Below are 11,871 nucleotides of genomic sequence, written 5' to 3'. Positions count from 1 at the left end.
CCGAGAATAAATGTAAAAAGGAAAGCCAGTGAGAGAAATAGATTGGCAGCAGATTGACACTGTGCTGTTTGATTTGGACGGTACTCTGATTGATTTGCGCTTAGATGCCGAATTTTGGAAAGAGATTGTGCCACAGGTATATGCCGAAAAGATGGCGATCAGCACGGAGCAGAGTCACGCCAAACTGAAACAGCTTTATCGCGATGTCGAACACAGTATGCAATGGTACGACATCGATCATTGGGCGAACACGTTGCAACTGCCCATCCGCGCAATGCAGTTGCAGCATATGCCGAAACTCAAAGTGCGGTCTGGCGTATACCCGTTGTTGCAACGATTAAACGGCATGGGCAAACGCTTGCTGTTACTGACCGATTCGCACCCTTACAGCTTAGAGGTGAAAATGGCGCATTGCGATCTCGCACCGCACTTCGAAGCCCTGATTTCCTCGCACCAATTTCAACAGCCGAAAATGAACGGCGGACTATGGACAGCGCTGCTACAAAATTATGCGATTGATCCGCAACGGACATTGCTGCTCGACGATTTGGAAGCGGTGTTGGAGCAAGCTGCGAATCATCGGATTGCGTTCACCGTCGGTATCGAAAATCCCGATTCAATCCTGCCGCCCAACGTCTTCCAACGCCATCGCAGCATTGCGGATTTCAGCCAACTGTTTGTTTAATAAGGAAGCGAATAATGAAAGACAACGATAACAGCGTGCGCCTCGACAAATGGCTGTGGGCAGCCCGTTTTTACAAAACCCGTTCGCTTGCCCGTGAAATGATCGACGGCGGCAAAGTGCATTACAACGGACAACGCAGCAAACCGAGCAAAATCGTGGAACTCGGCGCAATGCTGAAACTGCGCCAAGGCAGCGAGGAAAAAGAGGTGCAAGTGTTGGCGTTATCCGACAAACGCGGCAACGCCACGCAGGCGCAGCAACTGTATCAAGAAACCGCCGCCAGCATAGCGAAACGCGAACAAATCGCCGCCGCACGCAAAGCCAATGCGTTATCAATGCCAAACCCTGAACGCCGCCCCAATAAAAAAGAGCGGCGGGATTTGATTAAGTTTAAGTATCAGGAATGAGTGTTAATGATAAACTTCGCGCCGATGTCCTAAATCAAGTGCGGTAATCAGCAGTTCATTATTATTAATTTCGCAAATCACCCGATAATCACCGATACGATAACGCCATAAACCCGACAGATCGCCAACCAATCCTTTACCGCGCATACGTGGATTTTCCAACATGGCAACCTCTTTGAGATATTTGATGATTTGTTCTGCTTGTTTTGGATTTTTCTTGGCTAATTTGGCTAATTGCTTTTTTGCGGTATCAGTTAATGAGACCGTCCAGTTTGAGTTCATTTTCAATGTCCTCTAATTTATGCGTTTTTTCTTTGCCTGAACGAACGCGCTCCAATATCGCATTGGCAAGTAACACATCTTCTAAATCTTCCATATAGGCTTCCAGTGCCGCCTTGATATAAAATGATTTGGCGCGCCCTGTTTTTTCTGACAAATAATTTAAACGGATTTCCAACTCGGTTGGCAATCTCACGGAAATCGTCATTGTTTTATCCTCGTTTTTGTTTGAGACAGTGGCTATTTTAGAGATGTATTAAATGTAATACAAGTAATAAATCTCATACTTGCACAAGCTGGCTTGACAACCTAAGATCCGCCCATATATAACAAGCAATCTTCACGAACAATCAACCGGAAATCACATGAGCGAAACAACGAATACCCTTGACTATACGCAAGACAACGACACTCTGCACCGCTATCTGTTCAGCCAAAGAGCGGTACGCGGCGAGTGGGTGCGGCTGAACCGCACTTTTAGTGAAACCTTGAACACCCATCATTACCCGCAAGAGGTGCAAAACCTGTTGGGGGAAATGCTGGTGGCGACGGCGTTATTGACCGCGACATTGAAATTCGAAGGCGACATCACGGTGCAAATCCAAGGCGACGGCCCGCTGAAGCTGGCGTTGGTCAACGGCGACAATCAACTGCAACTACGGGCGCTGGCGCGGGTAGAGGGTGAGATTGCCGCCGACAGTAGCTTGCAACAGATGATCGGCAAAGCGGTGTTGGTGATTTCAATTAATCCGACCCAAGGCGAGCGTTATCAAGGAATTGTGGAGTTAAGCAAAGCGACGATTAGCGAGTGCTTGCAAGACTATTTCGAGCGTTCCGAACAGTTGAAAACCGCACTTGTGATTAAAACCGGCGAATTTGCAGGGCAACCGGTCGCCGCGGGAATGCTACTGCAAATTATGCCGGACGGCACTGGTTCGGCTGATGATTTGCAACATCTACAAATATTGGCGGAAACGGTGAAAAGCGATGAATTATTCGGTTTAACCGCCGAAGAGTTACTGTACCGCTTATACCACGAAGAAACAGTGGAACTGTTTAACCCAAGTGCGGTACGTTTCCATTGCGGTTGTTCGGCGGAACGTTCCGGCGCGGCATTACTTTTGATTGACGAGGCGGAAATTGACGAAATTTTAGCCGAGCATAACGGTAGTATCGATATGCAATGCGAATGTTGCGGCACGCACTACTTCTTCAACAAACAAGCGATTAACCGGCTTAAACAAAATGCATACTAAGCCTCAACAATTACATAACAGCAATTTATAATTCTCGTAAAAAGCGCGCCTAAATTCGGCGCGCTTTCACTTTTTTTCTGACAACGATGTTGAATAGTTTGATCCAGATAACATTTTTATTTTATTTTTTCTTCTACAATAACTGCGGATTTCAATTTTAAACTTAATAAACTTTATCGAGGTAATTATGTCAGTAGCAAACGAATTAGCAGTATTGGGTATCAACGGTGTCACCGAAGTGGTGTATAACCCAAGTTATGAATTTTTGTTTGAAGAAGAAACCAAAGCCGGTTTGCAAGGCTATGAAAAAGGCACATTGACCACCACCGGTGCGGTGGCGGTTGATACCGGGATTTTCACCGGCCGTTCGCCGAAAGACAAATATATCGTGTTGGACGACAAAACCAAAGATAGCGTGTGGTGGACCAGCGACAACGCCAAAAACGACAACAAACCGATGAGCCAAGACACTTGGACGAGCCTGAAAAAATTGGTTGCCGATCAGCTGTCCGGCAAACGTCTGTTTGTGATTGATGCGTTCTGCGGCACCAACCCGGACACTCGTTTAGCGGTGCGGATCGTGACCGAAGTGGCATGGCAGGCGCATTTCGTGAAAAATATGTTTATTCGCCCAAGCGAAGAAGAACTGAAAAATTTCAAACCGGATTTCACTGTGTTGAACGGCTCGAAAACCACCAATCCGAACTGGAAAGAACAAGGCTTGAACTCCGAAAACTTTGTGGCGTTTAACCTGACCGAAGGCGTGCAGTTGATCGGCGGTACTTGGTACGGCGGCGAAATGAAAAAAGGCATGTTCTCGATGATGAACTACTTCCTGCCGTTAAAAGGCGTGGCTTCCATGCACTGTTCCGCCAATGTGGGCGAAGACGGTGATGTCGCGGTGTTCTTCGGCTTGTCCGGCACCGGTAAAACCACCCTGTCCACCGATCCGAAACGCCGTTTAATCGGTGATGACGAGCACGGCTGGGACGATGAAGGCGTGTTCAACTACGAAGGCGGTTGCTATGCCAAAACCATCAACCTGTCGGAAGAAGCCGAGCCGGATATTTACCGTGCAATCAAACGTGATGCCTTGTTAGAAAACGTGGTGGTGTTGGCAGACGGCACAGTCGATTTCAACGACGGTTCGAAAACCGAAAACACCCGTGTTTCTTACCCGATTTATCATATCCAAAACATCGTTAAACCGGTTTCCAAAGCGGGACATGCGAAAAAAGTGATCTTCCTGACTGCGGATGCGTTCGGCGTGTTGCCGCCGGTTTCCAAACTGACTCCGGAGCAAACCCAATACTACTTCCTGTCCGGCTTCACCGCGAAATTGGCTGGTACAGAGCGCGGTATCACCGAACCGACGCCAACCTTCTCGGCTTGCTTCGGCGCGGCATTCTTGTCATTGCACCCGACCCAATATGCGGAAGTGCTGGTGAAACGCATGCAAGCCTCCGGCGCAGAAGCCTATTTGGTCAACACCGGCTGGAACGGTACCGGCAAACGGATTTCCATCAAAGATACCCGTGGTATCATTGACGCAATCTTAGACGGTTCGATTGAAAAAGCGGAAATGAAACAATTACCAATCTTCGATTTGGCGATTCCGACCGCACTTCCGGGCGTTGATCCTGCAATCTTGGATCCGCGCGATACCTATGCCGATAAAGCCCAATGGCAGGCGAAAGCGGAAGATTTGGCAGGACGTTTTGCCAAAAACTTCGACAAATATACCGATAACGACGAAGGCAAAGCCTTGGTTGCGGCAGGTCCGAAAGCGTAATCTGTTGATTTAAAATAATAACCGCACTTTGTATCTTGTATGCAAAGTGCGGTTTTTTATTGGGAGCAATTCGTTACGCTGTGATTACTTCACGCTATTTGGAATTAAGGTTTCCGCCCCGGATAATTTTTTCGAAATATCCGCCGGCACGCCGTGACGTTGCCCTAAAAATTCCGCTTTGTTCAACGAGACAAAAACCTTACCGGCTTGATCTTCCCAAACCAAGGCTTTCAGTGGTAGATCAATTGCCAAGGTTGGCGATTGAATCATCAACGGCGTACCGGCTTTCGGGGTGCCGAATAAAATCACCGTTGCCGCCGGCATGGTTAAATCGTGATCTTTTGCCGCTTTTTGATGGTCAATGACACCGAAAATCGTCATGCCTTTGTCGGTGACCGCTTTTTCAATTAACTGCACCGTTTTTGGCGCGTCATATTGACTGGCAACCGTTAACAAACCGTTATCCGCCAATTCGGCTTGTGCCAACACCGGCAACATTGCCGTAGCCAAAGCGAGTGTTTTTTTCAATTTCATTGTGTTCTCCTTTAAAACAGATCATAGAATTTCAGCATAAGCCTAATAACTGCCGCACACTTGTGATAAAAAACCAATAATTTAAGATTTGATCTCAATTTAAGCGCGAATAATTCGCAATAACACGGATAGCGTCTTGCGTTAAATCGGTATAAAATACCCCGAAACCGCACTTGATAACCGTTTTGACAACACTGTGAGAGCCAAATATGATTGCACATTGCCAATATCCGCGCCTGACCGATAGCAACCCGAAGATAATTTGTCCGCTAAACCAATTTCGACTCCTGGAAGTGAACGGTGAGGATAGCGAAACATTCCTGCAAGGGCAATTAACCACCGATGTCAGCAAACTGGCGATCGGGCATTCAACCTTAACCGCCCATTGTGATCCGAAAGGCAAAGTGTGGTCGGTTTTCCGTCTGCTGCGTTTAAGTCAAACCCAATTCTATTTTATTATCCGCAAGGCGTTGTTACCGATTGCATTGGAGCAACTGAAAAAATATGCCGTGTTCTCCAACGTCAGTTTTAGTGAAGTCAATGACCGCACTTTACTGGGTTTTGCCGGGGTGCAGGCGGCCGAAGCACTATCCACTTTCGGCTCGCCATTACCCAATGCAGAGAATCCGCTGCTTGAACAAAATGGCGAACTTCTGGTTTATATCGAACGTGCGCAACCACGTTGGCTGTTGATTAGCCGGCAAAACCCGAGCATTACCCTTACCGAAACCGAAAATGCGTGGGATTTGCTCGATATTCAAGACGGCGTGCCGGTGTTGAGCGCAGAAACACAAAATCAATTTATTCCGCAAGCCCTTAATTTGCAGCTGCTGGAACAAACCGTTTCCTTCCATAAAGGCTGTTATATCGGACAAGAAACCATCGCCCGCGCCAAATACCGTGGCGCAAACAAACGCGCCTTGTTTACCTTGGTCGGACAAGCCGATGGCAAGCCTTCGTTAGGTGAGGGAATCGAAGTGCGGTTAGAAAACAACTGGCGCAAAACCGGCGCAGTGGTGAATTTCGTTGAACATAATAAGGTATTGTGGTTACAAGTGGTGCTGGCAAATGACAGCGAATCCCATCAACAATTCCGTTTACGCGAAGCAAACGCACAGCCGTTGTGTTTGTATCCGTTGCCTTATGCTTTAGAAGAAACGGAAAGCTAGGTCAACCATACGCTATAAACAAAACGCCCTCAATTGATCTGCACCCCAAAAGTTGGACTCCAAAACCAACTGACTAAGGTGCAGATTTTTATGACTAAATATACCCAAGCGTTTTAGTAATTACAACGTATCGGCAAACTGTTTTAAATACCGTTTAAATTCGTTTGCCAATTTCGGATGTTGCGTGCCGTATTCCACAATCGCTTGCAGATAGCCCAGTTTATCGCCGCAGTCGAAACTTTTACCGCTCATATGGAAGGCTTCTACCGTTTCTTGTGCGATTAACATATCAATCGCATCGGTCAGTTGAATTTCATCACCGACGCCGACCGGGGTTTTTGCCAATAAACTCCAAATAGAAGCAGAAAAAACATAGCGTCCGACCACCGATAAATTTGATGGCGCCTCTGTAATGCTCGGTTTCTCCACGATATTGTTGATGACCGCACTTGCGCCGCCACTCAGTTCAACGCCATTACAATCGACAATGCCGTAGTTACTCACCTCTTGCGGCGCAACCGGTGCGACCATAATTTGGCTGGTTTGGGTTTCAGCAAAGCGTTTCAGCATTGCCGCCAAGTTTTCGGTTTTTTGATCGGCACTGAATTCCGCCAGAATCACATCCGGCAGCACCACTACAAATGGCTCATCGCCAACCAAAGGCTTAGCACACAATACTGCGTGTCCTAAACCCTTTGCGTGCCCCTGACGCACGTGCATAATCGTCACACCGGGCGGAATAATCGAACGCACTTCTTCCAGCAACTGACGCTTCACCCGTTTTTCCAACATCGACTCCAGTTCATAAGAAGTATCAAAATGGTTTTCGATCGAGTTTTTCGACGAATGGGTCACTAGCACGATCTCTTTAATCCCGGCATGAACACATTCGCTGACCACATATTGAATCAACGGTTTATCAACGATGGTCAACATCTCTTTCGGAATGGCCTTGGTGGCAGGCAGCATACGCGTGCCTAATCCGGCTACGGGGATAATCGCTTTCATGGAAAGTCCTTTCATTTATTATTTGCAGATAGAAAAACACCGTTTTGGTATTCTTCAAAACGGTGTTTATTGTAGCGGAAAACTAGGCGCGAAGTAAGGCTAAGATCTCGGCGGTTTTCTCTTCCATTAACGCTTTATCGCCGCGGGTTTCCAGATTTAGCCGCACCACCGGTTCGGTATTCGAACTGCGCAGATTGAAACGCCAAGTTGGGTATTCAATGCTGATACCGTCCATTTCATCCACTGCAAGCGCGTCTTTCTCATAGAATGCGCGCACACGCGCAATTGCCGCCGGCGCATCCGTCAGTTTGCTGTTGATTTCGCCCGGAGACGGATAGGCATTCAGACGGTCGCCGACCAGCTGTCCTAAGCTCTTGCCGGTGGTACAGAGTAATTCTGCCGCCAACAACCACGGAATCATACCGCTGTCACAGTAGAAGAAATCACGGAAATAGTGGTGTGCACTCATTTCGCCGCCATAGATCGCGTCCACCGCACGCATTTTTTCTTTGATAAACGAGTGTCCGGACTTGGATACGACCGCTTCGCCGCCCATGTCTTCGACTAATTCAACCGTATTCCACATTAAACGCGGATCCAGAATAATTTTCGCCCCCGGATTTTTGGCTAAGAACGCTTGTCCCAACAAACCGACGATATAGTAACCTTCGATAAAGGTGGCGTTTTCATCAAACAGGAAGCAGCGGTCGAAGTCGCCGTCAAAGGCAATCCCCATATCCGCTTTGTTCGCCAACACCGCATCAATGGTATCTTGGCGGTTTTCATGCAAAATCGGGTTAGGGATACCGTGCGGGAAGCTGCCGTCCGGCTCGTTATGCACTTTGATAAAGCTGACTAGCGGCGCTTTCTCTTTAAAGCGCGCTTCCAATTCGTCAATCACATGCCCTGCTGCGCCGTTACCGGAATTGATGACCAATTTTAACGGTTTGTTGAAGTTGTCCAGATTCACGTAGGTTAATAAGTGATCGACATACTCTTTCAACACCGAAAGCTGTTTATACTCGCCGCGTTGAGCCACTTCCGGGAAATTGTTTTCTTCTGCCAAGCGTTGGATGTCACCTAAACCGCTGTCAGAACTAATCGGACGCGAACCGGCTTTCACAAATTTCAAACCGTTATAATCCATCGGATTATGGCTGGCGGTGACTTCGATTCCGCCATCGGTGTTCAAGTATGAGGTCGCGAAATAGACTTCTTCGGTTCCGGTCAAGCCCAAATCGATCACATCAACGCCGGAATCTAACAAACCGTTAGTCAGCGCGCTTTTCAGTTCTTTGCTGCTTAAACGCACATCACCACCGACCACGACGCGCTTCGGTTGCAGAAATTGCCCAAATGCACGTCCGATACGATAAGCGATATCGGCATTTAATTCGTCACCCAAACGACCACGCACATCATAAGCTTTAAAACAGGTTAATTTTGCCATTGATATAACTCCCTATTATTAATCAACTTTTTCTTCTACAACATCTTCTTTTAGACGCTGATAGATCTCTTCCCGATGTACTGAGACATCTTTTGGAGCGTCAACTCCAATTTTGACCTGATTACCACGAACACTGAGAACAGAGATCGAGATGTCTTCCCCGATTAACAGACTTTCACCGATTTTCCTTGTCAGAATCAGCATGTCCCACCTCCTACAGAATAGCTTGGCTCAGTCACTATAAAATATTTATTTTTGAAAAATAACATATATTGATAATACTTTATTTTATTAAAAAAAGTGACTGGAAAAACCGGAAAATGTGCGGTAGCACACAAAATAAAACAGGGCAAGCGCCCCGCTTCAGATTGCTGACAAACTTACTTCTCTCCCTCCGCGTGCGGAGGGAGTACCATTTTTCGTAAGAAAAATGGGGAGGGAGGGGTAATATGAAAATGCAACATATTCATTTTTAAAATGATTTATGCCTCCCTCCGTCCTTCGGACACCTCCCTCCGCATACGGAGGGAGGGAAATGATTAGAGAAAGAGACTTTGTCATCCGCTTGAAACAGAGCAAGTGCTCCGTTTTTAAGATTATTGGAAATTATAACTGATTTTCTAAGCTGGTTTTTGCCGCGGCCAACGCAATTGCCACATTCTCAACTTGGGAACCGCCGGCCATTGCCAAATCAGGGCGACCACCGCCTTTGCCGCCGACTTGCTGCGCCATGAGATTGACCAGTTCGCCGGCCTTAACTTTGGCGGTTAAATCCGCGGTTACGCCGACAATCAGATTGACTTTGCCGTCCGCTACCGAAGCAAAAGCAATAACGGCCGAACCCAGTTGGTTTTTCAGGTCATCGACCATGACGCGTAACGATTTTGCTTCTACGCCGTCCAACCGTTGTAATAACACGTGCACACCGTTGATGGTTTCAACCTGTTTCGCCAAATCACTCCCCGCTTGTTGCGCCGCTTTTTCTTTGAGCAGTTGCAGCTCTTTTTCCGCCAGTTTATTGCGTGCTTGCAGTTGTTGGATTTTTTCCACCAAGCTACTGCCATCGGTTTTCAACAGCTCTGCACTTTGTTGCAACACCGCTTGCTGCTGGTGCAGCCAGTTAATCGCATTCGCGCCGGTGAGCGCTTCAATCCGACGAATCCCTGCCGCAATCGCGCCTTCGGACACGATTTTAAACAAACCGATGTCGCCGGTGCGTTTAGCGTGGATCCCGCCGCACAGTTCGGTGGAGAACTCGCCCATCGACAACACCCGCACTTGTTCGCTGTATTTTTCACCGAACAACGCCATCGCCCCTTTGGCTTTCGCCGCCTCTAAATCCATAATTTCGGTGATGACCGGATAGTTGGCGCGGATATGCTGATTGACCACATCTTCAATTTGATTGAGCTGTGCTTTGCTGATCGCTTCCGACTGTGCGAAGTCGAAACGTAAAATGCTGTCGGATACCAACGAACCTTTTTGACTGACGTGCGTGCCTAAAATTTGGCGCAATGCCGCATGCAATAAATGTGTTGCCGAGTGGTTCAGTGCGGTTTTATCGCGACGCGCGCTATCAACCACCGCATTCAGGCTCTGTCCGACTTTCAACTCGCCCTGTTGTAATTCACCGATATGCCCGAACACTTTGCCGTATTTTTGCGTATCTTTAACTGTAAAAACCGCACTTTGGCTTTCTAAACGCCCGCTGTCGCCGATTTGTCCCCCCGATTCGCCGTAGAACGGGGTGTTTTCCAGTACCACCACCGCACTTTGCCCGGCTTGAATGGAATCCACCGCTTTGCCGTCACGGAAAAGTGCGGTCACTTTCGCCAAACTCTCGGCGGCAGTGTAGCCTTCAAAGGCGGTTTCTCCTTCAACGGTAATCACATTGCTATAATCGACGCCGAAATTGCTTGCCGCTTGCGCTTGCTGGCGTTGCGCTTCCATCGCACGATCAAAACCGGCTTGGTCAATGGCGATCCCTTTTTCGCGGCAAATGTCGGCGGTTAAATCGTACGGGAAGCCGTAAGTGTCGTACAGTTTGAATACCACTTCGCCCAATAACATATTGTTTTCTACTTTGCTTAAGGCTTCGTCTAATAAGATTAAACCGCGCTCAAGGGTGCGCGCAAACTGCTCTTCTTCTTGACGCAGCCATTTTTCAATTTGCGCTTGCCGGGCTTTTAATTCCGTACCCGCTTCCGCCATCACCTCAATCAAGGTCGGCACTAATTGATAGAAAAACGCGCCTTTTGCGCCCAATAAATGCCCGTGACGCACCGCGCGGCGGATAATGCGACGCAGCACATAACCGCGCCCTTCGTTGGACGGGATCACGCCGTCGGCGATCAAATAAGCGCAAGAGCGGATATGATCGGCAATCACATTCAGCGATTTGCTTTTCAAATCGACCGCGCCGATAATTTCCGCCGCTTTGCTGACTAAACGGCGGAAAATATCAATCTCGTAGTTGGAATTGACATGTTGCAACACCGCACTGATCCGTTCCAAGCCCATGCCGGTATCGACCGACGGCTTCGGCAACGGCAACATTTCGCCGTTTGCTTGGCGGTTATATTGCATAAATACCACGTTCCAAATTTCGATGTAACGGTCGCCGTCTTCTTCCGCCGACCCCGGAGGCCCGCCCCAAATGTGATCGCCGTGATCATAGAAAATTTCGGTACAAGGGCCGCACGGGCCGGTGTCGCCCATTTGCCAGAAGTTATCCGAGGCATACGGCGCGCCTTTGTTGTCGCCGATACGCACGATCCGCTCCGCCGGCACACCGACAATTTGGTTCCAAATATCGTAGGCTTCTTGATCGCTTTCATACACCGTGACCCACAATTTTTCTTTCGGCAGGTTCAACCATTGTGCCGAGGTCAAAAATTCCCATGCGAATTGGATTGCATCATGTTTGAAATAATCGCCGAAGCTGAAGTTGCCCAGCATTTCAAAGAAGGTGTGATGGCGTGCGGTGTAGCCGACGTTTTCCAAATCGTTGTGTTTCCCACCGGCACGCACACAGCGTTGGGAACTGGTGGCACGTTTATAGCTGCGTTGATCTTGTCCTAAAAAGACGTCTTTAAACTGGTTCATGCCTGCGTTGGTGAACAGCAGGGTCGGATCGTTTTCCGGCACCAGCGAACTGCTGGCGACGATTTGGTGTCCTTTGGTTTCAAAAAAACGCAAAAAATCGCGTCTGATGTCTGCGGTGGTTTTCATGCTTGTTTAATCCTATGCGATAACAACTTGTTATTGATAAAAGTGTTCTATTTTCGCATA

General features: G+C 48.0%; 12 protein-coding genes. 5 read left to right on the top strand and 7 right to left on the bottom strand.

From position 1 onward, the window contains the following. Positions 1-28 precede the first annotated feature (28 nt). Both yrfG and hslR read left to right on the top strand, forming a co-directional pair. A complete protein-coding gene (yrfG, locus tag ACQ31U_RS06195; RefSeq protein ID WP_431054189.1) occupies positions 29-685 on the top strand; it encodes a GMP/IMP nucleotidase in 657 nt (218 codons plus the stop codon). A 14-nt stretch (positions 686-699) separates the two neighbouring features. Next, positions 700-1,092 carry a ribosome-associated heat shock protein Hsp15 gene (gene hslR, locus ACQ31U_RS06190; protein WP_431054188.1) on the top strand — a complete coding sequence of 131 codons (393 nt, stop codon included), beginning with the start codon at positions 700-702 and terminating at the stop codon, positions 1,090-1,092. Positions 1,093-1,095: 3 nt separating this feature from the next. Here the strand turns inward: hslR and ACQ31U_RS06185 are convergent, their stop codons facing one another. Both ACQ31U_RS06185 and relB read right to left on the bottom strand, forming a co-directional pair. Then, the gene (locus ACQ31U_RS06185; RefSeq protein ID WP_431054187.1) at positions 1,096-1,374 is read right to left on the bottom strand and encodes a type II toxin-antitoxin system RelE family toxin; all 279 of its coding nucleotides are present in this window, start codon (positions 1,372-1,374) and stop codon (positions 1,096-1,098) included. After that, complete coding sequence (relB, locus tag ACQ31U_RS06180) at positions 1,343-1,579, bottom strand: type II toxin-antitoxin system RelB family antitoxin (protein WP_431054186.1); 237 nt, start codon at positions 1,577-1,579, stop codon at positions 1,343-1,345. The genes ACQ31U_RS06185 and relB overlap by 32 nt, the downstream gene beginning before the upstream one ends. Before the next feature lie 157 nt (positions 1,580-1,736). Between relB and hslO the strand changes: the two genes are divergently transcribed. Together hslO and pckA are read left to right on the top strand one after the other, a co-directional pair. Next, positions 1,737-2,627: an Hsp33 family molecular chaperone HslO gene (gene hslO, locus ACQ31U_RS06175; RefSeq protein ID WP_431054185.1), complete on the top strand. Its 891-nt coding sequence runs from the start codon at positions 1,737-1,739 to the stop codon at positions 2,625-2,627. Between the two features lie 187 nt (positions 2,628-2,814). Further along, positions 2,815-4,419 (top strand): phosphoenolpyruvate carboxykinase (ATP), encoded by a 1,605-nt coding sequence (pckA, locus tag ACQ31U_RS06170; protein ID WP_431054184.1) that lies wholly within the window; start codon positions 2,815-2,817, stop codon positions 4,417-4,419. Between the two features lie 84 nt (positions 4,420-4,503). Here the strand turns inward: pckA and ACQ31U_RS06165 are convergent, their stop codons facing one another. Next, on the bottom strand, positions 4,504-4,953 hold the full coding sequence (locus ACQ31U_RS06165) for a DUF302 domain-containing protein (protein WP_431054183.1): 450 nt from the start codon (positions 4,951-4,953) through the stop codon (positions 4,504-4,506). 209 nt (positions 4,954-5,162) lie between these two features. Here ACQ31U_RS06165 and ygfZ point away from each other — a divergent pair, with 209 nt between their 5' ends. Next, the gene (ygfZ, locus tag ACQ31U_RS06160) at positions 5,163-6,122 is read left to right on the top strand and encodes a tRNA-modifying protein YgfZ (protein ID WP_431054182.1); all 960 of its coding nucleotides are present in this window, start codon (positions 5,163-5,165) and stop codon (positions 6,120-6,122) included. Between the two features lie 120 nt (positions 6,123-6,242). Here the strand turns inward: ygfZ and galU are convergent, their stop codons facing one another. The 4 genes from galU to alaS all read right to left on the bottom strand — a co-directional run bounded on the left by galU (position 6,243) and on the right by alaS (position 11,811). Beyond that, positions 6,243-7,130 carry a UTP--glucose-1-phosphate uridylyltransferase GalU gene (gene galU, locus ACQ31U_RS06155; RefSeq protein ID WP_431054181.1) on the bottom strand — a complete coding sequence of 296 codons (888 nt, stop codon included), beginning with the start codon at positions 7,128-7,130 and terminating at the stop codon, positions 6,243-6,245. Between the two features lie 82 nt (positions 7,131-7,212). Further along, positions 7,213-8,580, bottom strand: a complete 1,368-nt coding sequence (locus ACQ31U_RS06150; RefSeq protein WP_431054180.1) for a phosphomannomutase CpsG — start codon at positions 8,578-8,580, stop codon at positions 7,213-7,215. A gap of 18 nt (positions 8,581-8,598) precedes the next feature. Beyond that, a complete protein-coding gene (csrA, locus tag ACQ31U_RS06145; protein ID WP_431054179.1) occupies positions 8,599-8,784 on the bottom strand; it encodes a carbon storage regulator CsrA in 186 nt (61 codons plus the stop codon). A gap of 402 nt (positions 8,785-9,186) precedes the next feature. Next, positions 9,187-11,811 (bottom strand): alanine--tRNA ligase, encoded by a 2,625-nt coding sequence (alaS, locus tag ACQ31U_RS06140; RefSeq protein ID WP_431054178.1) that lies wholly within the window; start codon positions 11,809-11,811, stop codon positions 9,187-9,189. Positions 11,812-11,871 lie beyond the last annotated feature (60 nt).

The sequence above is a fragment of the Testudinibacter sp. TW-1 genome (assembly GCF_050613185.1).
Taxonomy (GTDB): Bacteria; Pseudomonadota; Gammaproteobacteria; order Enterobacterales; family Pasteurellaceae; genus Chelonobacter.
The sequence above is the reverse complement of the archived record's forward strand: the minus strand, read 5'-3'. Positions and strand labels throughout refer to the sequence as shown.